General features: G+C 71.1%; 24 protein-coding genes. 5 read left to right on the forward strand and 19 right to left on the reverse strand.

Annotated features, from left to right (window positions below; translation table 11 throughout):
* The first annotated feature begins 39 nt into the window (after nucleotides 1-39).
* The gene (bldD, locus tag ABZ490_RS44990) at nucleotides 40-540 is read left to right on the forward strand and encodes a transcriptional regulator BldD (RefSeq protein WP_009313753.1); all 501 of its coding nucleotides are present in this window, start codon (nucleotides 40-42) and stop codon (nucleotides 538-540) included.
* A 201-nt stretch (nucleotides 541-741) separates the two neighbouring features.
* Here the strand turns inward: bldD and nusB are convergent, their stop codons facing one another.
* The 16 genes from nusB to ABZ490_RS45070 form a co-directional block, all read right to left on the reverse strand.
* Nucleotides 742-1,176, reverse strand: a complete 435-nt coding sequence (nusB, locus tag ABZ490_RS44995) for a transcription antitermination factor NusB (protein WP_340383014.1) — start codon at nucleotides 1,174-1,176, stop codon at nucleotides 742-744.
* Nucleotides 1,177-1,178: 2 nt separating this feature from the next.
* Nucleotides 1,179-1,745 (reverse strand): elongation factor P, encoded by a 567-nt coding sequence (efp, locus tag ABZ490_RS45000; RefSeq protein WP_067250029.1) that lies wholly within the window; start codon nucleotides 1,743-1,745, stop codon nucleotides 1,179-1,181.
* Between the two features lie 49 nt (nucleotides 1,746-1,794).
* Entirely contained in the window at nucleotides 1,795-2,907 is a 1,113-nt protein-coding gene (locus ABZ490_RS45005) for an aminopeptidase P family protein (RefSeq protein ID WP_359004265.1), read from the reverse strand.
* Nucleotides 2,908-3,035: 128 nt separating this feature from the next.
* Complete coding sequence (locus ABZ490_RS45010) at nucleotides 3,036-3,944, reverse strand: Pro-rich N-terminal domain-containing protein (RefSeq protein WP_359004268.1); 909 nt, start codon at nucleotides 3,942-3,944, stop codon at nucleotides 3,036-3,038.
* A 167-nt stretch (nucleotides 3,945-4,111) separates the two neighbouring features.
* Nucleotides 4,112-5,209, reverse strand: coding sequence for a 3-dehydroquinate synthase (gene aroB / locus ABZ490_RS45015; RefSeq protein ID WP_359004271.1), 1,098 nt, complete (start codon nucleotides 5,207-5,209; stop codon nucleotides 4,112-4,114).
* Nucleotides 5,206-5,721 carry a shikimate kinase gene (locus tag ABZ490_RS45020; protein WP_359004273.1) on the reverse strand — a complete coding sequence of 172 codons (516 nt, stop codon included), beginning with the start codon at nucleotides 5,719-5,721 and terminating at the stop codon, nucleotides 5,206-5,208. Before ABZ490_RS45020 ends, aroB begins: the two co-directional genes overlap by 4 nt.
* On the reverse strand, nucleotides 5,718-6,902 hold the full coding sequence (gene aroC / locus ABZ490_RS45025; protein ID WP_359004276.1) for a chorismate synthase: 1,185 nt from the start codon (nucleotides 6,900-6,902) through the stop codon (nucleotides 5,718-5,720). Before aroC ends, ABZ490_RS45020 begins: the two co-directional genes overlap by 4 nt.
* Nucleotides 6,903-7,079: 177 nt before the next feature.
* Complete coding sequence (locus tag ABZ490_RS45030) at nucleotides 7,080-7,934, reverse strand: shikimate dehydrogenase (RefSeq protein ID WP_359004278.1); 855 nt, start codon at nucleotides 7,932-7,934, stop codon at nucleotides 7,080-7,082.
* Nucleotides 7,915-9,726, reverse strand: a complete 1,812-nt coding sequence (mltG, locus tag ABZ490_RS45035) for an endolytic transglycosylase MltG (RefSeq protein ID WP_359004281.1) — start codon at nucleotides 9,724-9,726, stop codon at nucleotides 7,915-7,917. The genes ABZ490_RS45030 and mltG overlap by 20 nt, the downstream gene beginning before the upstream one ends.
* Before the next feature lie 123 nt (nucleotides 9,727-9,849).
* On the reverse strand, nucleotides 9,850-10,314 hold the full coding sequence (gene ruvX / locus ABZ490_RS45040; RefSeq protein WP_359004284.1) for a Holliday junction resolvase RuvX: 465 nt from the start codon (nucleotides 10,312-10,314) through the stop codon (nucleotides 9,850-9,852).
* 8 nt (nucleotides 10,315-10,322) lie between these two features.
* Complete coding sequence (alaS, locus tag ABZ490_RS45045) at nucleotides 10,323-12,995, reverse strand: alanine--tRNA ligase (protein ID WP_359004286.1); 2,673 nt, start codon at nucleotides 12,993-12,995, stop codon at nucleotides 10,323-10,325.
* Nucleotides 12,995-13,339 (reverse strand): hypothetical protein, encoded by a 345-nt coding sequence (locus ABZ490_RS45050; RefSeq protein WP_340382993.1) that lies wholly within the window; start codon nucleotides 13,337-13,339, stop codon nucleotides 12,995-12,997. The genes alaS and ABZ490_RS45050 overlap by 1 nt, the downstream gene beginning before the upstream one ends.
* 9 nt (nucleotides 13,340-13,348) lie before the next feature.
* On the reverse strand, nucleotides 13,349-13,789 hold the full coding sequence (locus ABZ490_RS45055; protein WP_359004290.1) for a DUF948 domain-containing protein: 441 nt from the start codon (nucleotides 13,787-13,789) through the stop codon (nucleotides 13,349-13,351).
* Nucleotides 13,790-13,945: 156 nt separating this feature from the next.
* On the reverse strand, nucleotides 13,946-14,560 hold the full coding sequence (gene rpsD, locus ABZ490_RS45060) for a 30S ribosomal protein S4 (protein WP_055633391.1): 615 nt from the start codon (nucleotides 14,558-14,560) through the stop codon (nucleotides 13,946-13,948).
* Nucleotides 14,561-14,862: 302 nt separating this feature from the next.
* Entirely contained in the window at nucleotides 14,863-16,218 is a 1,356-nt protein-coding gene (locus ABZ490_RS45065) for a replication-associated recombination protein A (protein WP_359004294.1), read from the reverse strand.
* A 55-nt stretch (nucleotides 16,219-16,273) separates the two neighbouring features.
* Nucleotides 16,274-16,933, reverse strand: coding sequence for a vitamin K epoxide reductase family protein (locus tag ABZ490_RS45070; RefSeq protein ID WP_359004297.1), 660 nt, complete (start codon nucleotides 16,931-16,933; stop codon nucleotides 16,274-16,276).
* A gap of 143 nt (nucleotides 16,934-17,076) precedes the next feature.
* Here ABZ490_RS45070 and ABZ490_RS45075 point away from each other — a divergent pair, with 143 nt between their 5' ends.
* From ABZ490_RS45075 to ABZ490_RS45090, 4 genes are read left to right on the forward strand one after another with little or no spacing between them, the layout of a single operon-like run.
* Nucleotides 17,077-17,943, forward strand: a complete 867-nt coding sequence (locus tag ABZ490_RS45075; RefSeq protein ID WP_359004299.1) for an ABC transporter ATP-binding protein — start codon at nucleotides 17,077-17,079, stop codon at nucleotides 17,941-17,943.
* The gene (locus ABZ490_RS45080; protein WP_359004302.1) at nucleotides 17,940-18,785 is read left to right on the forward strand and encodes an ABC transporter permease; all 846 of its coding nucleotides are present in this window, start codon (nucleotides 17,940-17,942) and stop codon (nucleotides 18,783-18,785) included. The genes ABZ490_RS45075 and ABZ490_RS45080 overlap by 4 nt, the downstream gene beginning before the upstream one ends.
* Nucleotides 18,782-19,987 carry a sensor histidine kinase gene (locus tag ABZ490_RS45085; RefSeq protein ID WP_359004305.1) on the forward strand — a complete coding sequence of 402 codons (1,206 nt, stop codon included), beginning with the start codon at nucleotides 18,782-18,784 and terminating at the stop codon, nucleotides 19,985-19,987. The genes ABZ490_RS45080 and ABZ490_RS45085 overlap by 4 nt, the downstream gene beginning before the upstream one ends.
* Entirely contained in the window at nucleotides 19,984-20,607 is a 624-nt protein-coding gene (locus ABZ490_RS45090; protein ID WP_359004308.1) for a response regulator transcription factor, read from the forward strand. Before ABZ490_RS45085 ends, ABZ490_RS45090 begins: the two co-directional genes overlap by 4 nt.
* A 9-nt stretch (nucleotides 20,608-20,616) precedes the next feature.
* On the opposite strand, the gene ABZ490_RS45095 is transcribed toward ABZ490_RS45090, so the two are convergent.
* The 3 genes from ABZ490_RS45095 to ABZ490_RS45105 form a co-directional block, all read right to left on the reverse strand.
* A complete protein-coding gene (locus ABZ490_RS45095) occupies nucleotides 20,617-20,745 on the reverse strand; it encodes a hypothetical protein (protein WP_359004310.1) in 129 nt (42 codons plus the stop codon).
* Nucleotides 20,746-21,010: 265 nt separating this feature from the next.
* Nucleotides 21,011-22,273 (reverse strand): histidine--tRNA ligase, encoded by a 1,263-nt coding sequence (hisS, locus tag ABZ490_RS45100; RefSeq protein WP_359004313.1) that lies wholly within the window; start codon nucleotides 22,271-22,273, stop codon nucleotides 21,011-21,013.
* A 12-nt stretch (nucleotides 22,274-22,285) separates the two neighbouring features.
* On the reverse strand, nucleotides 22,286-22,996 hold the full coding sequence (locus ABZ490_RS45105) for an MBL fold metallo-hydrolase (RefSeq protein WP_359004316.1): 711 nt from the start codon (nucleotides 22,994-22,996) through the stop codon (nucleotides 22,286-22,288).
* Nucleotides 22,997-23,014: the final 18 nt, after the last annotated feature.

A 23,014-nucleotide genomic window follows, 5' to 3' on the forward strand; every position in this document is an offset into this window, starting at 1 on the left:
ACCCAAGCCGGCCGCGTCGACCCAGTGCCGGGGAGCTATATGTCCAGCGAATACGCCAAACAGCTCGGGGCCAAGCTCCGGGCGATCCGCACCCAGCAGGGCCTTTCCCTCCACGGTGTCGAGGAGAAGTCCCAGGGACGCTGGAAGGCGGTCGTGGTCGGCTCCTACGAGCGTGGCGACCGCGCCGTGACCGTGCAGCGCCTCGCCGAGCTGGCGGACTTCTACGGCGTCCCGGTGCAGGAGCTGCTGCCCGGCACCACCCCGGGCGGGGCGGCCGAGCCGCCGCCGAAGCTGGTCCTGGACCTGGAGCGGCTGGCCCATGTGCCGGTCGAGAAGGCGGGCCCCCTGCAGCGCTACGCGGCGACGATCCAGTCCCAGCGCGGTGACTACAACGGCAAGGTGCTGTCGATCCGCCAGGACGACCTGCGCACCCTCGCCGTCATCTACGACCAGTCGCCCTCGGTCCTGACCGAGCAGCTGATCAGCTGGGGCGTGCTGGACGCGGACGCGCGTCGCGCGGTCTCCCACGAGGAGAGCTGAGCCGCTCCGCGGCTGAGCAGAAACGTACCGTCGGGGTGGCCTGAACCAAGTGGTTCAGGCCACCCCGACGGCGTTTCCAGGGGCTTCGGGGGCACCCGGGGCGCAGGAGGGCACGGACATGCCGGAGGGCCCGCAGCGGTGATGCTGCGGGCCCTCCGGCGTTCTGTCGCGCTCGTGCTACCGGGGTACTGCTCGTGGCGCTCAGGCGCCGTCGCGGCGGAGCGTCGGCTTGAGCTCCTTCAGCCGGGCGAGCAGTCCGTTGACGAACGACGGGGAGTCGTCCGTGGAGAACTCCTTCGCCAGCTGCACCATCTCGTCGATGACGACGGCGTCCGGGGTCTCGTCGACCCAGATCAGCTCGTAGGCACCGAGCCGCAGGATGTTGCGGTCGACGACCGGCATCCGGTCGAGCGTCCAGCCGACGGAGTACTGGGCGATCAGCTCGTCGATCCGCTTCACGTGGTCCGCGTAGCCCTCGACCAACTGCATGGTGTACTCGCTCACCGGCGGCTGCCGGGTGTCGGCCCGGGAGTGCCGGACCCAGTCCGCGAGGACCGTGAGGACGTCGGCTCCGCGCTGGTCGCCCTCGAAGAGGATCTGGAAGGCGCGCTTGCGGGCCGTGTTGCGAGCAGCCACGGTTAGCTGTTCACCCGGCCGAGGTAGTCGCTGCTGCGCGTGTCGACCTTGATCTTCTCACCGGTGGTGATGAAGAGCGGGACCTGGATCTGGTGACCGGTCTCCAGGGTGGCGGGCTTGGTGCCACCGGTGGAACGGTCGCCCTGGAGGCCCGGCTCGGTCTCGGCGACGGTCAGCTCGACGGCGGCCGGCAGCTCGACGAAGAGCACCTCGCCCTCGTGCCGGGCGACGGTGGCCTCGAAGCCCTCGATCAGGAAGTTCGCGGCGTCACCGACGGTCTTGCGGTCGATGTGCAGCTGGTCGTAGGTCTCCATGTCCATGAAGACGAAGTACTCGCCGTCCATGTACGAGAACTGCATGTCGCTCTTGTCGACAGTGGCCGTCTCGACCTTGACGCCGGCGTTGAAGGTCTTGTCGACCACCTTGCCGGACAGCACGTTCTTGAGCTTGGTGCGCACGAAGGCGGGGCCCTTGCCGGGCTTGACGTGCTGGAACTCGACGACGGACCAGAGCTGGCCGCCTTCGAGCTTGAGCACCAGGCCGTTCTTGAGGTCGTTCGTGGAAGCCACGGTTGCGGAATCTCCTGGACTGACGTGGACGACCCCGGGGCACGCACCTCTACAGCGCGAGCAGCTCCTTGGTCGTGATGGTGAGTAGCTCGGGTCCGCCGTCCGCCTCGGGGCGTACGACGAGCGTGTCATCGATCCGGACACCGCCCCGGCCCGGGAGGTGGACCCCCGGTTCGACGGTGACCGGCACGCAAGCGTCCAGTTTACCCATGGCCGCGGGAGTCAACTGCGGGTCCTCGTCGATTTCGAGTCCGACCCCGTGCCCGGTGAGCGCCGGGAGGGCCTGCGCGTACCCCGCGGAGTCCAGTACCTGACGGGCGGCGCGGTCCACGTCACGGTAGGCGGCACCGGGTGCCAGGGACTCGCGCCCGGCGCGCTGGGCTGCGAAGACGAGGTCGTACAGCTCGATCTGCCAGTCGGCGGGGGACGTACCGATGACGAAGGTACGGCCGATCTCGCAGCGGTAGCCGCGGTAGGCGGCGCCGAGGCAGACCGAGAGGAAGTCGCCCTCCTCGACCCGCCGGTCCGTGGGCCGGTGGCCGGGCCGGCCGGAGTTCGGGCCGGTGGCCACCGAGGTGGGGAAGGCGGGGCCGTCGGCTCCGTGGTCGACGAGCCGGCGCTCGAGTTCGAGGGCGAGGTGCCGCTCGGTCCGGCCGACGAGGATGGACTCCAGCAGCTCGCCGAGGGCCTGGTCGGCGATCTCGGCGCCGACGCGGAGACAGGAGATCTCCTCCTCGTCCTTGACGACGCGGAGCTGTTCGACGGCGCTGCCGAGGTCCGCGAGGCGCAGGCGGGGTGCGACCGAGCGCAGGGCGCGGTGGCGGGCCACCGTGAGGTGGTGCTCCTCGACGGCGAGGGAGTCGCCGCCCTCCGCCGTGAGGATGTCCGCGACGGCGACGGCGGGGTCGCCCCCGGCGCGGGGCAGGGTGTGCGCCCTGAGCCGTTCGTCGGGGCGGGCCTCACCGGGACGGTCGTCGGGCGGGCCGGGGCAGACGAGGAGGTCCTCCTCCTCGCGTCTGCCCAGGAGCAGGACGGCCGCCTTGGGGGCGGCCCCGGCGAGGTACCTCACATTGGCCGGGCGGGAGATGAGCGCGGCTGTGCTGCCGCCGGCGTTGCAGCGGTCCCTCAGTCGCTTGCGGCGTGACGCGTACACCTCTGACATGAGTCGAGCGTATGAGGGGTGGGGGTTTTGTGCCGGTTGGGAGGGGCCGAGTGGGGGTGCGGGGTCGGGTGCGGGCCGGTGGGGGTTGTTCGCGCAGTGCCCCGCGCCCCTGAAAAACCTCCCCCGGGTCACCACTTCGGTGGGCTGGCGATCGCTCTCGAGAGGACGTCGTCCAGGACCTTCGCCGTCGCCGGGACGTCGAGGTGGGAGTTGTCGATGATCGGGAGGCCGGAGCCGTACCAGCCGGCCATGCGGCCGTGGATGCGGGCGACCTCCTCGTCGGTGAGGCGGCGGTTGCCGGAGCGCTGGGCGTTGCGGTCCAGGACGACCTCCAGACCGGGGAGGAGGACGACCGGGAGGAGGCCCGGGCCGACGTGGCGCTTCCAGCCGCCGAGGCCGACGACCGGGCGGTCGGGGAAGATCGCGTCGTCGAGGATGCAGGAGATGCCGTTGGCGAGGAAGTTGCGGGCGGCGAAACCGCAGGTCCGGCGGGCCAGGCGGTACTGGGCCTCGGAGTGGTCGTTCCAGCCGCGCTGCGGGTCGGCGAAGCCCGAGCGGACCCATTCGCGGACGTCGTCCAGGCTGACGTGGGCGGTGGGCACCCGGCGGTGGTCGGCCCAGAACTTGGCGACGCTGGTCTTTCCGGCGCCCGCGGGACCGATGAGCAGCACCGCGACGGTGGTGGTCGCGAGGTCCGGTCCGGGTGCGGTGGGCGGGACCGTGGGCATGGCCACGGGACCGCCGGGCGGCAGCGGGACATGGCCGGTGACGTCGGTGCCGTGCGGGACGGGGGCGTGCTGCGGGGCCGGGGGCGGCGGCACGGGCGGGACGGGGGGCCGGGGCGCGGGCGGGACGGGCCCGGAGGGAGGCGGGGCGCCGAGGTAGCCCGGCTGGTGGTGGGGGGCGCCGCCCGGCTGGTGCGGAGGGGTGCCCGGCTGGTGCGGGCCCGGGTGTCGTGCGGCCGGTGACCAGCCGTCGGCCGGACCGTGCCCCGGCTGGTGGGGCGGCGGCAGCGGAGAACCCACTGCGTGCTGCATCCGGTGCCACTCCGTCTCGTACAGGCAATGGGCGCTGGTCGCGGGGTGCGAGCTCCCGTTTTCGATTCTGAACGGTACCGCCCCCGGCCGTCGTTTGGTGAACGGCCGGGGGCGGTCCGAAGTGCCCGGTGTGGAAGGTGAATCGGGCGGAAGGGATCCCTCGGGACTTACTGGCCGACCTCGCCGTAGGCGGCGAGGAGGACGGCCGGGTCGGGGCCCTCCAGGACGGTCGGCTTGGCGAGTCCGTCGAGGACGATGAAGCGCAGCAGGTCGCCCCGTGACTTCTTGTCGACCTTCATGGTCTCCAGCAGCTTGGGCCACTGGTCGTGGCGGTAGTGGAGGGGGAGGCCGACGGACTCCAGGATCGAGCGGTGGCGGTCGGCCGTCGCGTCGTCCAGGCGGCCCGCGAGGCGGCCCAGTTCGGCGGCGAAGTGCATGCCGACGGACACGGCCGCGCCGTGCCGCCACTTGTAGCGCTCGTTCTTCTCGATGGCGTGCGCGAGGGTGTGGCCGTAGTTGAGGATCTCCCGCAGACCCGACTCCTTCAGGTCGGAGGAGACCACGTCCGCCTTGACCTTGATGGAGCGTTCGATCAGCTCGGCGGTGTGCGGGCCGGCCGGCGTGCGGGCGGCCTCGGGGTCGGACTCGATGAGGTCGAGGATCGCGGGGTCGGCGATGAAGCCGGCCTTGATGATCTCCGCGAGCCCCGAGACGTAGTCGTTGACCGCGAGCGAGTCCAGCGCGGCCAGGTCGCACAGGACGCCCGCCGGCGGGTGGAAGGCACCGACGAGGTTCTTGCCCTCGGCGGTGTTGATGCCGGTCTTGCCGCCCACGGCCGCGTCCACCATCGCGAGCACGGTGGTCGGTACGGCGATCCAGCGCACCCCGCGCAGCCAGGTGGCGGCCACGAACCCGGCGAGGTCCGTGGTGGCGCCGCCGCCGACGCCCACGACGACGTCGGTGCGGGTGAAGCCGGACTGGCCGAGCGCCTTCCAGCAGTACGCGGCGACCTCGGCGGTCTTGGCCTCCTCGGCGTTGGGCACCTGGATGGCGACGGCGTCGTAGCCCTGTCCGGCCAGGTCGGCGCGGAGCGCGTCCCCGGTCTCGGCGAGGGCCTCGGGGTGGATCACGGCGACGCGCTTGGCCCGGGGGCCGATCAGTCCGGCGAGTTCGCCGAGGAGCTGACGGCCCACCAGGACCTCGTACGGCTCGGATCCCGCGCTGCCGCCGACCCGGATCCGGGTCACCGCCTCACTGCTGCTCATGCTTCCTTCAACTCCAGTGCGTCCAGGGCGGCTCGGGTGACCTCTTCGGGCGTACGGCCGTCCGTCGCCACCACGGCGGTGGCGACCTCCTCGTACAGGCCGCGGCGGGCCTCCATCAGCTCGCGCCACTGTTTGCGCGGGTTGACGGCGAGCAGCGGGCGGGCCGCGTTGAGGCCGGTGCGCTGGACGGCCTCCTCGACGTCCATCGACAGATAGACCACGCGCTGGTCCGCGAGCAGGGCACGGCTGTCCGCGTCGAGGATCGAGCCGCCGCCGAGTGCCAGGACGCCCGCGTGCCCGGCGAGCGCGCGGCGCACGGCCTGCTTCTCGATCGCGCGGAACGCCTCCTCGCCCTCGTCGACGAAGATCTCCGCGATGCTGCGGCCCTGCTCGGCGACGATGTCGTCGTCGGTGTCCCGGAAGCCGGTGCCGAGCCGCTCCGCGAGCAGCTGTCCGACGGTGGACTTGCCGACGCCCATCGGGCCGACCAGGACGACCAGGGGCCCGCTCATCGGATGTGGAGGTGGTCGAGGTAGGACCGGACGTTGCGGCGGGTCTCGGGGACGCTGTCGCCGCCGAACTTCTCCGCGACCGCGTCCGCCAGGACGAGGGCCACCATGGCCTCGGCGACGATGCCGGCCGCGGGGACCGCGCACACGTCGGAGCGCTGGTGGTGGGCCTGGGCCTGCTCGCCGGTGGTCACGTCGACCGTCCGCAGGGCGCGCGGCACGGTCGCGATCGGCTTCATCGCGGCGCGCACGCGCAGCAGCTCGCCGGTGGTGAGACCGCCCTCGGTGCCGCCGGAGCGGCCGGAGGAGCGCCGGATGCCCTCGGGGGTGGTGAGGATCTCGTCGTGGGCCTGGGAGCCGGGCACGCGCGCGAGGCCGAAGCCGTCGCCGACCTCGACGCCCTTGATGGCCTGGATGCCCATCAGCGCGGCGGCGAGCCGGGCGTCCAGGCGGCGGTCCCAGTGCACGTGCGAGCCGAGGCCCACGGGAACGTCGTACGCCAGGACCTCGACGACGCCGCCGAGGGTGTCGCCGTCCTTGTGGGCCTGGTCGATCTCCGCGACCATCGCCTTCGAGGCGTCCGCGTCCAGGCAGCGCACCGGGTCGGCGTCCAGCTTCTCGACGTCGGCGGGGGTCGGCAGGACGCCGTAGGGGGCCTTGGCCGCCGCCAGCTCCACCACGTGGGAGACGATCTCGATGCCGGCCGTCTCCTTGAGGTACGAGCGGGCGACGGCGCCGAGGGCCACGCGGGCGGCGGTCTCGCGGGCGGAGGCGCGCTCCAGGATCGGGCGGGCCTCGTCGAAGCCGTACTTCTGCATGCCCGCGAGGTCGGCGTGGCCGGGGCGGGGGCGGGTCAGCGGGGCGTTGCGGGCGAGGCCGGCGAGGATCTCGGGGTCGACCGGGTCGGCCGACATGACCTGCTCCCACTTGGGCCACTCGGTGTTGCCCACCATGACCGCGATCGGGGAGCCGAGGGTGAGGCCGTGCCGGACGCCGCCGAGGAAGGTGACCTCGTCGCGCTCGAACTTCATCCGCGCGCCGCGTCCGTAGCCGAGCCGCCGCCGCGCGAGATGGTCGGCCACCATCTCCGTGGTGATCGGCACGCCGGCGGGAAGGCCCTCCAGCGTCGCGACAAGTGCGGGACCGTGGGACTCCCCCGCGGTCAGCCAACGCAGCCTGCTCAACGATGCTCCTCAGTGCTCGCGCCCTGGTACTGCCCTACGCGCGTCCTCGCGTACGTCCTCGGCTTGGTCGGTGCGCGGCTCCGGCCAGCCACCTCGATCCTCCCACGTCCGGGCCACGGATCGGGCGCCCGGTCCATTGGGCGGACCGAACGGCTCAGGAGCCGGCGCCGTCCGCTGTCACGGCCGGTCCGCCTGCCGGGAGGCCAGCGCGTGTTCGCCCGCCTTGCGCATCGCCTCCAGCGGTGCCGGGGTGATGCCGGTCATCTGCTCCACCTGGAGCACGGCCTGGTGGACGAGGAGGTCGAGGCCGCTGACGACGGCGCCGCCGAACATGGACCAGCGGGCGGCCAGCTCGGTCGGCCAGGGCTCGTAGAGCACGTCGAAGAGGGTGGCGGGCCGCTCGGGCACCGAGGCCGCCAGGGCGTCCGTCGCCCCGGCCGGGGTGGTGGCGATCACGAGCGGGAAGCGCAGGGCCTCGGCCGCCTCGGACCAGTCGGCGATCCGGACGTCGACGTCCAGGCGCTCGCCCCACTGCCGCATCTCGTCGGCGCGGGCCGCGCTGCGGACATAGGCCACGATCTCGCCGGAGCAGACCCGGGCCAGCGCCGCGAGCGCGGAGGACGCGGTGGCGCCCGCGCCGAGGATCGCGGCCGAGTCGACCTGCTGGACACCGTGCTCGCGCAGGGCGGCGACCATGCCGGGGATGTCGGTGTTGTCGCCGACCCGGCGGCCGTCCTCGGTGAACACCAGGGTGTTGACCGCGTCCACGGCGGCGGCCGTCTCGCTGATCTCGTCGAGCAGCGGGATCACGGCCCGCTTGAGCGGCATGGTCAGGGACAGCCCGGCCCACTCCCCGCCGAGCCCCGCGACGAAGCCGGGCAGGGCGGCCTCGTCGATCTCGAAGCGGTCGTACGTCCATGCGGTGAGCTCGAGCGCCTCGTAGGCGGCGCGGTGCAGCACCGGGGAGAGGGAGTGGGCGATGGGGCTGCCGAGAACGGCAGCCCGGTGGGCGTCAGTTGCCCGTGCTCTCATCGAACTTGTCCTTGAGCTTCAGGAAATCTGCGTGCGTCCGGGCGAATTCGGTCTTGCTCACCCCGTCGGTCGCCACGAAGTAGTACCAGCCGTCGTCGGTCGGATTCAGCATCGCCTTGATGGCGACATCGCCGGGATTGCCGATCGGCCCGGGCGGCAGACCCTTGTTGGTGTAGGTGTTGTACGGATCCTTGTTGCTGTTGATCTCCGACTCGCTGATATTGATCTTGCTCTCGCCCCTCAGGTAGTTGAAGGTCGAGTCGAACTGGAGGAATCCGTACGTCTCGGGGTTCGCGCGGTCGAGGCGGTTGTAGATCACCTCCGCCATCTTGCGGTAGTCGTCCTCGGTCTTGCCCTCGGCCTGGACCAGGCTCGCGACCGTGACCAGCTGGAGCGGGCTGTCCAGCTTGAACGTCTTGGCCTTGGCCTCCAGGCCGTACGCCGCGTACTTCTTCGCGGCACTGGCCACCATCGACTTCAGCACCGCCTCGGGCTTCATGCCCTTGGCCGCGGGATAGGTGCCCGGGTAGAGGAAGCCCTCCAGGGGGTCCTTGATGTTGCTGTTGTCGTTCGCCCACTTGGGCAGCCCGAGCGTCTTCCATTCCTTCTCGGCGACCTTGCGGGTGGCGCCCGCGGAGAGGCCGAGTTTCTGGTCGATGACCTCGTAGACCTTCACATTGCGCTGGCCGGGCACGACCATCACATTGGCCTGGCTGTCCCCGTCGAGCATCATCTCGACGGCGGCCTTCGCGGACATCTCCTTCTTCAGAATGTACGCGCCCGCCTGGATTTTGTTCCCGTTGGGATTGTTCGTGGCCGCGGAGACGAAGGCGTCGACGCTCTTGACGACACCGGCATCCTTCAGCAGCCGGCCGATCCCCGCGCCCACGGTCCCGTCGGGCACCTGGACACTGACCGTCTGGCTCGTACCGTTGCCCGAATAGTCCGGGGGTGCGCCGTAACGATTCTTGTAGAAGTGGTAACCGAAATAACCGACGCCGCCGACACCGCCGACGAACACCAGTACGACGAGCAGGCAGGCGACGCCGTTGCGGCTCTTCTTCTTGCCCTTGCCCGCCTTGACGTCCTTGCCGCCGCGTCCCCTGCGGCCCCCGCGGCCGTCGGGATCGTCGTCGTCCTCGTCGTCGTCGGCGGCGCCCCCGCCCGCGAAGAAGGCGTGCTCGCCCTGGTCGGGTCCGGGGTCCCAGTCGGGTTTCTGTTCGGCCTCCGCCTCGGGCTCGGGCTCCGGTTCGGCGACCCGCCGGGCCGGGGGCTCCGGCGGCGGATACGCGTCGGGCGTGCCGTAGAAGTCGGGCTGTTCGGCGCCGTACGCGGCGGGCTGCTGTCCGTACGGGTCACCGGGGTCGGCGGCGTACGGCAGGTGCGCGTGGGTGCCGGAGCCGTCCCAGCCGCCTTCCTGGTAGCCCTCGTGGTACCCCTGCTGCCCCTGGCCCGGGACCTGTGCGGGGTCCTGGGGGACGTACTGCTGCTGGTACTGCTGAGGGTCGTAGGGCTGCTGAGGGTCGTAGGGCTGCTGAGGGTCGTAGGGCTGCTGCGGGTACTGCTGCTGACCGTACTGGTGCTGGTCGTACTGCTGCGCCTGTCCGTTGCCCCAGTCGCCGTATCCCGGCTGCTGCGGCTGCTGCGGGTAGTGGTGGTGCTGCGGCTGGCCGCCGTAGGCAGGCTGATGGCCCTGGTGGGCCTGCTGCTGCCCGTCCCATCCGCCGTCCCCGTACAACGGGTCCTCGGGATGCCACGGTTCGGAGCCTGGGCCCCGGCCATACTCAGTCATCGATCCCCTAGAGCCGCGAGGCGGCGATCACGCGGCCTTCCCAGGTCCGTCACCGTTCCGCCTCTCTCTGTGCGGCGGCTGTTCGAACACCGCCGCATCGCGCGGAACGTTACCGTATCGCGATCAGATGACCACTTCGACGCCCTCGCCCGGTGCTTTACCTGACACCCGTTCGGATTCCAGGGCCTGCTGAAGGATGATCACAGCGGCTGCCTGGTCGATCACCGAGCGGCCCTTCTTCGCCTTCACCCCCGACGCACGCAGCCCCTGACTGGCCGTCACGGTCGTCATCCGCTCGTCCACCAGGCGTACGGAGACGGGCGCGATGCCCCGGGCGAGCTCCTGGGCGAAGCCGCGAACCTTTACCGCGGCCGGACCCTCGCCCCCCTTGAGGGAGCGAGGGAGACCGACGACGACCTCGATCGGCTCGTACTCCTCGACGAGTTGCCTCAACCGCCGATGGGCCGCCGGGAGGTCCCGGCCGGGGACCGTCTCCACCGGGGTGGCGAGGATCCCGTCGGGGTCGCACGAGGCGACCCCGATCCGGGCGTCCCCGACATCGATCGCGAGTCGACGGCCCCTGCGCATGGGCTCGCTCACTTGGCCGTGTCGGCCACGAGGCGCTCGACCGCGTCCACGGCCTCGCCGATCGCGCCCGGGTTCTGGCCGCCGCCCTGGGCGACGTCGGGCTTGCCGCCACCGCCGCCGCCGAGGGTCTTGGCGGCCGTACGGACCAGATCGCCGGCCTTCAGACCGCGCTCGCGGGCGGCCTCGTTGGTGGCGATGACGGTGAGCGGCTTGCCGTTGTTGACCGTGAACAGGGCGACCACGGCGGCCCGTCCGCCCTGGATGCGGCCGCGCACGTCGAGGACCAGCCTGCGCAGGTCGTCCGGGGTCGTGCCGTCCGGGACCTGCCCGGTCACCACGGCGACGCCCCGCACGTCCTTGGCGGACTCGGCGAGACCGGCGGCGGCCTGGAGGACCTTCTCCGCGCGGAACTTCTCGATCTCCTTCTCGGCGTCCTTCAGCTTGCCGAGCATGGTGGAGACCTTCTCGGGGAGCTCCTCCGGACGGCCCTTGATCAGCTCCTGGAGCTGGGCGACGACCGTGTGCTCACGGGCGAGGAAGTTGTAGGCGTCCACGCCGACGAGGGCCTCGATACGGCGCACACCCGAGCCGATCGACGACTCGCCGAGCAGCTTCACCAGGCCCAGCTGGGCGGTGTTGTGCACATGGGTGCCGCCGCACAGCTCCTTGGAGAAGTCGCCGATGGTCACCACACGGACCCGCTCGCCGTACTTCTCGCCGAACTCGGCGATGGCGCCCTGCTTCTTGGCCTCGTCGATGCCCATGACCTCGGCGCGCACGTCGAGTTCGCGGGAGAGCACCTCGTTGATCTTCTGCTCGACGTCGGTCATCACGGCCGTGGGAACGGCGGACGGCGAGCCGAAGTCGAAGCGGAAGCGCCCGGGCTGGTTCTCGGAACCGGCCTGGGCGGCCGTCGGGCCGAGCGCGTCGCGCAGGGCCTGGTGGGTGAGGTGGGTGGCCGAGTGGGCGCGGGCGATGGCGGTGCGCCGGCGGGAGTCGATCGTGGCGTGCACCAGGTCGCCGACGGTCACCTCGCCGACCTGGACGACGCCCTTGTGGACGTAGACGCCCGGGACCGGCTTCTGGGTGTCGCGGATCTCGACGACGGCACCGGAGGCCACCTTGAACCGGCCGGTGTCGCCGATCTGGCCGCCGCCCTCGGCGTAGAACGGGGTGCGGTCCAGGACGATCTCGACCTCGTCGCCCTCGGAGGCGGCCGGGGAGGAGACACCGTCGACGAGGATGCCGACGACGGTGGACTCGCCCTCGGTGTCGGCGTACCCGATGAACTCGGTCTCGCCGGCCTTGTCGGCGATCTCCCGGTAGGCGCCGGCGCCGGCGTGGCCGGTCTTCTTGGCCTGGGCGTCGGCCTTGGCGCGCTCCCGCTGCTCCTTCATCAGGCGGCGGAAGCCGTCCTCGTCCACGGACAGCCCCTGCTCGGCGGCCATCTCCAGGGTGAGGTCGATCGGGAAGCCCCAGGTGTCGTGGAGCAGGAACGCCTTGTCGCCGGCGAGCACGGTGGAACCGGCGGCCTTGGTCTCGCCGACGGCGCCGTCGAGGACGTTCGTGCCGGCGTTGAGGGTCTTGAGGAAGCGGGCCTCCTCGGCGAGGGCGACGTTCTCGATGCGCTCGCGGTCGGTGACCAGCTCCGGGTACTGCTGGCCCATCATGCCGATGACGGTGTCGATGAGGTCCTTGACGACCGGGCCGGTGGCGCCGAGGAGGCGCATGTTGCGGATGGCGCGGCGCATGATGCGGCGCAGCACATAGCCGCGGCCCTCGTTGCCGGGGGTGACGCCGTCGCCGATGAGCATCACGGACGTGCGCATGTGGTCGGTGACCACGCGCAGGGAGACGTCCGAGTCATGGGCGTCGCCGTAGGCCACGCCGGTCAGCTCGGTGGCCTTGTCGATGACGGCCATGGAGGTGTCGATCTCGTACATGTTCTGCACGCCCTGCAGAATCATGGCGAGTCGCTCCAGGCCGAGGCCCGTGTCGATGTTCTTGCTCGGCAGCTCGCCGAGGATCTCGAAGTTGTCCTTGCCGATGCCCTCGCCGCGCTCGTACTGCATGAAGACGAGGTTCCAGATCTCCACGTACCGCTCGTCGTTGACGGCGGGGCCGCCCTCGACGCCGAACTCGGGGCCGCGGTCGTAGTTGATCTCGGAGCAGGGGCCGCAGGGGCCGGGGACGCCCATGGACCAGTAGTTGTCCTTCATGCCGAGGCGCTGGATGCGCTCCTTCGGCACCCCGACGACCTCGTGCCAGATGCGCTCGGCCTCGTCGTCGTCGAGGTAGACGGTGATCCAGAGCCGCTCCGGATCCAGGCCGTAACCACCCTGGTCCTGGGCGCCGGTGAGCAGCTCCCAGGCGTACGTGATGGCGCCTTCCTTGAAGTAGTCGCCGAAGGAGAAGTTGCCGCACATCTGGAAGAACGTGCCGTGGCGGGTGGTCTTGCCGACCTCTTCGATGTCGGGGGTGCGCACGCACTTCTGCACACTGGTGGCGCGCGACCACGGCGGCTTGACCTCACCGAGGAAGTACGGCTTGAAGGGGACCATGCCGGCGGGGACGAGGAGCAGAGTCGGGTCGTCCGCGATGAGCGACGCCGAAGGGACGACGGTGTGCCCGCGCTCCTCGTAGAAGCTCAGCCAGCGGCGGCGAATCTCGGCCGACTCCATCAGTGGTCCTCATTCCGGTCGTACGAGTACGTCGTGGTCTGGACGTACCTCGGGTGGGTGCTGTTCTCGATGGCGGCGAACCGCCGGGGCGCGGGAAGCGCGGGGTCCTCGTCGATACCGAGGGCGTCCTGGAGCTCCGCCTCGCGCTGGGCCATGTTGTCGCGGACGTCGAGCGCGAAGCCCACCGCACGGTCCTTCAGGCGCGCCCCCGTCTCGAGGGCCTTGTTGGCCGCGGTCGCGGCGAGGCTCTCCGGGGTGAGCTGCTTCAGCTTGCGGTTGACCTTGGTGGTGGCCCAGACACCGGCGGCGACGCCGGTCGTGAACCAGAACGTACGGCGGAACATGGCTGGCTCTCAGTCCCTCTTTCCACGGGGCTTGCGCTTCTCCCGCCGGGAGACCGTGCGGCCCACGATCACGGTACGCCGGGGCTCACGGGCGGGCATGTCCTCCCGCCGTCCACCGAGGGCCCGGCGCACGCCGTAGCCGAACGCGGCGACCTTGACCAAGGGGCCGCCGAAGGTGGACGCGACGGTCGTCGAGAGCGCGGAGGCGTTGGAGGTGACCTCCTGGACGTCGGAGGCGATGGCGTCGACCCGGTCGATCTGGGTCTGCGCGGAGCGCACCGCCGCGGAGGCGTCGGCCAGCAGCGGGACGGCCTGGTCGGTCACGTCCGCGACCAGCTTGGTGGTCGCCCTGAGCGTCTGGGCCAGCCTCGCCAGCGCGACGGCGAGGAAGGAGACCAGGATCGCCCAGAAGACGGCCACCAGGATCCCGGCCACCTCTCCACCGGACACCTGGCACCTCTTTTGCAGTGTTGGGATCTATCTCGGGAACCGAGCCTATCGCGCCGGGGGCGGCGTTCCGTACCGCATTACGGGCATGCGAAAGCCCGTCGCCTCCGGGGAGACGACGGGCCTGGGCGCAGGAGTCCTACGACCGCCGAGGGATCATCAGCGGGCGTAGTACTCGACGACGAGCTGCTCGTCGCAGATCACCGGGATCTCCTTGCGGTTCGGCTCACGGTCCAGGCGGAACGCCAGGGCCTTGAGGTTCACCTGGAGGTAGCGCGGGGTCTCGCCGTCGGGGGCGAAGCCACCCTCGCGGGCGATGGAGAAGAGGGTCTTCTCGCGGCTGCGCTCGCGGACCATCACGACGTCGTCGGGACGGACGCGGAACGACGGCTTGTCGGTCTTCTGGCCGTTGACCTCGATGTGGCCGTGCACGACCATCTGACGGGCCTGGTAGATGGTGCGGGCGATGCCCGAACGCAGCACCAGCGCGTCGAGACGGCGCTCGAGCTCGATGATCAGGGCCTCACCGGTCTTGCCCTGCACCTTGGAGGCACGCTCGTAGGCGCGGACCAGCTGGCGCTCGGAGAGGTCGTACTGCGCGCGCAGACGCTGCTTCTCCAGCAGACGGACCTTGTAGTCCGAGTTCTGCTTGCGGCCACGGCCGTGCTCGCCCGGCGGGTAGGGGCGGGCCTCGAAGTACTTGACGGCCTTCGGGGTCAGCGCGATGCCGAGGGCACGCGACTTCTTGACCTTGGGGCGGGACTGGTTCGCCACTTGTCTCTCATTTCCTGGTTTTCGGCTTGTCAGAGTTAGGGAGGTCGCAATCCGCAGCCGGGGAAACCCGTCGGGTCCGCGAGGGAACCCGCTGGGCAGCCGCTCCCCTGGTCTGGGCACATACGTGCAGCACGCGAGTGGCCCACCGACCTCTCCCGCCGTGCGGCGGGTGGTGGTGGGCTGCCCGCGACACCGATCGACGGTGCGCGACGCTCCTGGAGCCGGTCCGGGGACCGGGCTCCGGCTGACTGTCCCGTTCTGACAGCGCGGGACGCAGCACTCCGAGTGAGTTTACAGGGTGCTCAGGACCGCTTTCGACCGAGGTGCTTCCTGGTCCACTCCACGGCGTCGGCGTACCGCGCCTCCGCGCCGTGCCGGGTGGGGGTGTAGTACTCCCGGTCCTTGATCGCGTCCGGTGCGTACTGCTGGGCGGCGATGCCCTCCGCCAGGTCGTGCGGATACACGTACCCCTGGGCGTGGCCGAGCTTGGCGGCGCCCTTGTAGTGCCCGTCGCGCAGATGCGGCGGCACGGATCCGGCCAGTCCCTTGCGTACGTCGTCCAGGGCGGCGCCGATCGCGGTGGTCGCGGAGTTGGACTTGGGCGCGAGGGCGAGGGCGATCGTGGCGTGGCTGAGGATGAGGGCGGCCTCGGGGAAGCCGATCAGGGCGACGGCCTGGGCGGCGGCGACGGCCGTGGGCAGCGCGTTCGGGTCGGCGAGGCCGATGTCCTCGCTGGCGGAGATCATCAGCCGGCGGGCGATGAAGCGGGGGTCCTCGCCGGCCTCGATCATGCGGGCGAGGTAGTGCAGGGCGGCGTCGACGTCGGAGCCGCGGATGGACTTGATGAGGGCGCTGGCGACGTCGTAGTGCTGGTCGCCGTCGCGGTCGTACTTCACCGCCGCCCGGTCGACCGTCTGCTCCAGGGTCGCCAGGCCGATCTCGCTCTCGTCCTGGTCGAGGGCGGCCCCGGCGGCGGCCTCCAGGGCGGTCAGGGCGCGGCGGGCGTCGCCGCCGGCGATGCGCAGGAGGTGGGCCTCGGTGTCCTCGGGGAGGGTGACGGAGTCCTTGAGGCCGCGCTCGTCGGTCAGGGCCCGGCGGAGCAGCCCGCGCAGATCGTCGTCGGTGAGGGGTTCGAGGGTGAGCAGCAGGGAGCGGGAGAGCAGCGGGGAGATCACCGAGAAGTAGGGGTTCTCCGTGGTGGCCGCGATCAGGGTCACCCAGCGGTTCTCGACGGCCGGGAGGAGGGAGTCCTGCTGGGCCTTGCTGAAGCGGTGGATCTCGTCGAGGAAGAGGACGGTCTCCTTGCCGTACCCCCCGGTGGCACGGCGGGCGCCGTCGATGACCGCGCGGACCTCCTTGACGCCGGCGGTGATCGCGGAGAGCTCCACGAACCGCTTGTTCGTCGCCTTGGACACGACGTACGCCAGGGTGGTCTTGCCGGTGCCGGGCGGGCCCCAGAGGATCACCGAGGAGGGCCCGGCCGGGCCCTTGGCCCCCTCGCCGACCAGGCGGCGCAGGGGGGAGCCCGGCTTCAGCAGGTGCTGCTGGCCCACGACCTCGTCCAGGGTGCGCGGGCGCATCCGGACGGCCAGGGGACTCCCGGCGGGGTCCTTCTCCTGGCGTTCTTCTGCTGCGGCGGTGAACAGGTCGGGCTCCACGCTGAAACCCTAATTCACACCACTGACAATCCCGCCGGGCCCTGCGGCGGCCGGGTCAGCTGGTCCAGAACTCCCACCAGCGGGTCAGGATCAGCATGCCGATGATGCCGATGTGCAGCACGGGCACGACCCAGGTGAACTCGCCGAAGAAGCTCTTCAGCCAGCGCGGGGCGGGCAGGAAGGCGTTGCGGATGTTGAACGAGGTCACGTACCAGAACATGGTGATCGTGGCGACCCAGGCCAGCGAGCACCACAGGCACAGGGCGTTGATCCGGTACAGGGACTGGAACTGGAGCCAGGTGCAGAAGGCGACGCCGAAGAGCGTGCCGAAGTTGAAGGTGAGCCAGTACCAGCGCGGGAAGCGGGCCCCGGCCAGCAGGCTCATGCCGACGCAGATGACGATGCCGTAGCAGACCAGGCCGAGCATCGGGTTGGGGAAGCCGAAGGCGGCGGCCTGCTTGGACTCCATCACGCTGCCGCAGGAGACCACCGGGTTCAGGCTGCACCCGGGGGTGAAGGTCGTGCCCGCGACCTTGGCCTCGAGCAGTTTGAACTTGTCGATCGTGATGACCCACGCGGCGAGCAGACCGGCCGCACCGGTGATCAGCATCAGGATCGCGAACGCACGGCTGCCGCCCTCCGTCCGGGGCGCGGCCGCGGTGTCGTGCTCGGGCTCGGACTCCGTGGAGACGTCGTTGACTGTCGTCTTGCTCATCACGCCGATCCGTGTTTGAGAGTTGGACCATCTTCGGGCAGGGGCCATTGTGCCGCACCGGGCCGGGTATCCACCGTTCGATGGACATAAGGAAGCCCGCACGGTCGTCCCAGAACGCGCGGTTCCGGCCGACTCTGGACGGCATGACAGCACACGCGAACGAACTCGCGGTGGACGTACGGGGGCTGCGCAAGCAGTACGGGGACGTGACCGCGCTGGACGGCGTCGACCTGGGGATCCGCACGGGCGAGGTGTTCGGCCTGCTCGGACCGAACGGCGCCGGCAAGAGCACCACGGTGGAGATCCTCCAGGGCCACCGCGCGAGGGACGGGGGCGAGGTGAGGGTGCTGGGCGCGGACCCGGCGACGGCCACGCGCGCGTGGCGCTCACGTGTCGGAATCGTCTGGCAGGACGAATCCGCGCCCGCCGAGTTGACGGTCCGCGAGACCGTACGGCATTTCGCGCGCTACTACCCGAGGCCGCGCGACCCGGAGCAGGTGATCTCCCTGGTGGGTCTGGAGGCGAAGGCGGACAGCCGGACGAAGAGCCTCTCGGGCGGTCAGCGCCGCCGTCTCGACGTGGCGCTCGGGGTGATCGGCGGCCCGGATCTGCTGCTGCTCGACGAGCCGACGACCGGGTTCGACCCGGCGGCCCGCCGTCAGTTCTGGGACCTGATCCGCACCCTCGCCGACGAGGGCACGACCATCCTGCTGACCACGCACTACCTGGAGGAGGCGGAGGCGCTCGCCGACCGGCTCGCGGTCGTGGCCGGCGGCCGGGTCGTCGCCGAGGGCGAGCCGGCCGCCCTGCGGGAGCGGTACGGCACGGGCGCGACGGTCGGCTGGACCGAACCCGACGGGAGCGCGCGGAGCACGCGCACGGACACCCCGACCCGGGTGGTCGCCGAGCTGACACAGCGCTTCGACGGCGAGATCCCGGGGCTGACGGTGACCCGCCCCACGCTGGAGGACGTGTATCTGAGCCTGACCGGACAGGGGGACCCCCGATGACCACGACCGTGTCCGCACCCAGGACGCAGGCCGCGTCCCCGCGCCTGCCCGGTGCCTGGACGCTGGGCCTGCGCCGGGGCGCTCTCGAACTGAGGCAGTTCTTCCGCCAGCGCGAACAGGTGGTCTTCACCTTCGCCTTCCCCGTCGTCTTCCTGTTCCTGTTCGCGTCGATCTTCAAGGACGACGTCGCCGGGGCGGGCGTCACGGCCTCCCAGCTGTACGTCCCGGCGATGATGGCGGCCGGCATCATGTCGACCAGCTTCCAGTCGCTGGGCATCTCGATCGCGATCGAGCGGGACGAGAAGGTGCTGCGCCGGCTGCGCGGCACACCGATGCCGCCGGCCGCGTACTTCCTGGGCAAGATCTGGCTGGTTCTGGTCACCGGTGCGCTGGAGACGGCCCTCCTGCTGCTGGTCGGCACCACGCTGTACGACGTCGATCTGCCCTCGTCGGCGGCCCACTGGTTCGACTTCGCGTGGATCTTCGTCCTCGGGCTGACCGCGTGCGCGCTGCTCGGCATCGCGATCAGCTCGGTGCCGAAGTCGGGCAAGAGCGCCACATCGGTGGTCGTCCTGCCTTTCCTGGTGCTGCAGTTCATCTCCGGCGTGTACATCTCGGTGGCCACGATCCCCGACTGGATGCTGAGGATCGGCGCGCTGTTCCCGCTGAAGTGGATGTGCCAGGGGCTGCGCGGGGTGTTCCTGCCGGAGTCGGCGCGGGTCCTGGAGCAGGCGGGCAGCTGGGAGTTCGGACGGGTGGCCCTGGTCCTGGGGGCGTGGTGCGTCGGAGGATTGGCGCTGTGTCTGCTGACCTTCCGGTGGAAGAACCGACGCGACGGATGAGCGGCCCCGCCGAGGCCGACGCACACATCTGGGACTCCTCCTTCCGTATCTGGCACGTGTATTTCGCGCTGGTCTGGACGGCCACCCTGGTCACCGTGCTCGGCACGGACCACCCGGGGTGGCCGGTCCGCGCGGTGGCGGCCGCGCTGCTCGTCCCGCTGGTGCCCTGGTACGTCCTCGTGGGGCGCCCCCTGATGCAGGGCGAACCGCAGACGGACGAACGCAGGTCCCTGGTCTATCTCCTGGGCGCGATCGCGCTGTTCCTGCCCTCGGCGGTGCTGGTGGGCGAGACCCGGCTGATCACGTTCGCCCTGGTCCCACAGTGCTTCATGACGCTACGGATGCGGCCCGCCCTGATCGCCGTGGCCGTACTGAACGTCGCGCCCGTGGTGGGCTGGGCGCTGCTGTGGTGGCCCGACGGCCAGGCCGTCTTCTTCAACGGTCTGTTCGCGCTGGTCAGCCTGGTGTTCTCGGTGGCCGTCGGCAGCTGGATCATGCGGATCATCGAGCAGAGCGTGGAGCGCGCCGAGCTGATCGCCGAGCTGGACGCCAGCCGCAGCGAGGTGGCCCGGCTGTCGGCGGCCCACGGCGCGCTGGCGGAGCGGGAGCGGATGGCCCGCGAGATCCACGACACCTTCGCGCAGGGCTTCACCAGCCTGCTGATGCTGACGCAGGCGGTGGAGGCGGAGCTGGGGACGGACCCGGCACGGGCCCGGGCGCATCTGCGGCTGATGGACGAGACCGCCCGGCAGAACCTGGCCGAGGCCCGCGCCCTGGTCGCGGACGGCACCCCCGCCGATCTGGCCGGGACCTCGCTGCCGGACGCGCTCGGCCGGCTGGCGGCGCGGCACTCGGCGGACCTGGACGTCACGGGCGAGGTGCGCGCGCTGCCCGCAGGGCCGGAGGTGGTGGCACTGCGCTCCTGCCAGGAGGCGCTGACCAACGCCCGCAAGCACGCGGGGAGTTCGGCGCGGGTGGCGATCCGGCTGGGCTACGACGAGGGCGGGCTGACGGTGTCGGTGTGCGACGACGGCCGGGGCTTCGATCCCGCTCGGGCCTCGGACGGCTATGGTCTGGCGGGGCTGCGCGCGAGGGCGGCGGAGGTGGGCGGGACGACGCTGGTGCGCAGTGCGCCGGGCGAGGGCACGACGGTCACGGTCCGGCTGCCCGTCCCGGCCGGCGCGAGGAGGGGGACCGAGTGATCAGGATCGTCCTGGCCGACGACCATCCCGTGGTCCGCGAGGGGCTGCGGGCGATGCTGAGCGCCGAGCCGGATCTGGAGGTCGTCGCCGACGCGGAGAGCGGGCCCCGGGCGGAGGCCCTGGCCGCCGAACTGCGCCCCGACATCGTGCTGATGGACCTCAGGATGCCGGGCGGCGGGGGCGTGGAGTCGATCGTGCGGATGACGGAGGCCGGGCTGCCGTGCCGGGTGATCGTCCTGACGACGTACGAGACGGACCGGGACATCCTGCGGGCCGTGGAGGCGGGCGCGGCGGGCTATCTCCTGAAGGACCTGCCCCGGGGTCAACTGGCGGAGGCGGTACGGCGCGCGGCCCGCGGCGAGACGGTCCTCGCCCCCTCGGTCGCGGCCCGCCTGGTCGACCAGCTCCGCACCAGGCCGGAACGTCCCCGTCTGTCGGCCCGTGAGACGGCGGTGCTGCGGCTGGTGGCCGAGGGCTGCACCAACGCGGAGATCGGCAGGCGCCTGTTCATCGGGGAGTCGACGGTGAAGACGCATCTGCTGCGGGTCTTCGGCAAGCTGGGCGTGGACGACCGGACGGCCGCGGTGACGAGCGCGATGCGGTGCGGACTGCTGGACTGAGCGGGCGCGTCAGACTCCGGTGCGGCAGGTCCGCGCCGACTCCAGCCACGGTGCCAGGGTCGTCACGAGGGTGACCAGGAGCGCGGCGAGCCAGACCCGGTAGAGGTCCTCGGGCCGTGCCCGGCGACGCGAGACCACCCACACCGGCCACGCGGCGGCCGACCCCGCGGCCAGGGCCGGCGCGACGCAGAGCGGTACCGCCCAGTCGGCGAGCGGATGCCCGGGCGGGTGGATGCCGCCGGAGCAGTAGGTGACCGGCCAGTGCGTGCGCGGGCACCCGCGCCCTGGACGTGCCGGGTAAGGAGGCCGGCCACAGGATGTGGCGGGCTTCCGTACCCGGTCCCGGGCCGATCGCCGCCCCGGATCACCTCCGTTGAAACACGTGCATCACCACGTAACCGTGCTAGCCGAGCCGGGACTCCAGCTCCGCCACGATCTCGTTCACACCGATCGCCGACTGCTCGCCGGACTCCATGTCCTTGAGCTGGACGACGCCCTCGGCGAGGTCGCGTTCGCCGGCGACGATCGTGTAGCGGGCGCCGCTGCGGTTGGCACTCTTCATGGCGCCCTTGAGTCCCTTGGCGCCGTAGGAGAAGTCGGCCGCGACGCCGAGCTTGCGCAGCTCCGTGACCTTGGCGAACAGCACCCGGCGGGCCTCCTCGCCGAGCGGGACGGCGTAGACGGAGGTGGTGGACGGCAGGTCGAGCCCGACGCCCTCGGCCTCCAGGGCGAGGACCGTGCGGTCGACGCCGAGCGCCCAGCCGACGGACGGCAGGGCCGGGCCGCCGATCATCTCCGACAGACCGTCGTAGCGGCCGCCGCCGCCCACCGCGGACTGGGAGCCCAGACCGTCGTGGACGAACTCGAAGGTCGTCCGGGTGTAGTAGTCCAGGCCGCGGACCAGCTTCGGGTCGTCCTCGAAGGCGACACCGGCGGCCGTGATCAGCTCACGGACCTCCTCGTGGTACGCCTTGCAGGCGTCGCAGAGGTAGTCCCGCAGGAGGGGGGCGTCACCGAGCTGCTTCTGCACCGCCTCGCGCTTGTCGTCCAGGACGCGCAGCGGGTTGATGTCGGCGCGGCGCAGGGTGTCCTCGTCGAGGTCCAGGCCGCGCAGGAAGTCCTGGAGGGCGGCCCGGTACACCGGACGGCACTCCTTGTCGCCGAGGCTGTTGAGCAGGATGCGGAAGTTCCGCAGGCCCAGCGAGCGGTACGCCTGGTCGGCCAGGATGATCAGCTCGGCGTCCAGCGCCGGGTCCTCCGCGCCGATCGCCTCGGCGCCGACCTGGGAGAAGTGGCGGTAGCGGCCCTTCTGGGGGCGCTCGTAGCGGTAGTACGAGCCGGAGTACCAGAGCTTGACGGGGAGGTTCCCCGTCTTGTGCAGATTGGCCTCCAGGGCCGCGCGCAGGACGGAGGCGGTGCCCTCGGGGCGCAGGGCCAGCCGGTCGCCGCCCTTGGTCTCGAAGGCGTACATCTCCTTGGTCACGATGTCGGTGGACTCACCGACACCGCGGGCGAAGAGCTCCACGTTCTCGAAGCCGGGCGTCTCGATGTAGCCGTAGCCGGAGTTGCGCAGCGGTGCGGCGATCGCCTCGCGGACCGCGAGGTAGCGGGCGGAGTCGGGCGGCAGAAGGTCGTACGTGCCCTTGGGGGCCTGAAAGGTGCTCACGGAAGTCTCTCGTCACATTCCTCGTCGGGGAGCGTCGGACGCTCCCTGGCCGCCGGCGGCCACCTGCCGCAGATACGGGTTGGTGGCGCGCTCCTGGCCGATGGTCGTCTGGGAGCCGTGGCCGGACAGGACCACGGTCGAGTCGTCGAGCGGCAGGCACACGCGGGCCAGCGAGTCGAGCATCTCGGCCATGTCACCGCCGGGCAGGTCGGTGCGTCCGATGGAGCCGGCGAACAGCAGATCCCCGGAGAAGAAGACCGAGGGGATCTCGGTCGTCTCGGGCATCCGGAAGGTCACCGACCCCTTGGTATGGCCCGGCGCGTGCGCGACGGAGAACCGCAGACCCGCCAGGTCCAGCTCGACGCCGTCGGTCAGCTCGCGGACGTCGTCCGGCTCCCCCACGGTCAGCTCGCCCATCAGCGGCATCCCGATGGACCGGCCGAGCGCCTTCTCGGGGTCGCTCATCATGAACCGGTCCTCGGGGTGGATCCAGGCCGGCACGTCGTGCGCGCCGCAGACCGGGACGACCGAGGCCACATGGTCGATGTGGCCGTGGGTGAGGACGACGGCGACGGGCTTGAGCCGATGCTTCTTCAGCGCTTCCTCGACTCCGGGGGCCGCCTGATGGCCCGGGTCGATGATCACGCACTCCTCACCGGCGGCGGGGGCGACGAGATAACAGTTCGTCCCCCAGGCCCCGGCGGGGAACCCGGCAATGAGCACGATCGTCCTTGGTTGTGT

Source organism: Streptomyces sp. NPDC005811, from assembly GCF_040630405.1.
Classification (GTDB): Bacteria; Actinomycetota; Actinomycetes; order Streptomycetales; family Streptomycetaceae; genus Streptomyces.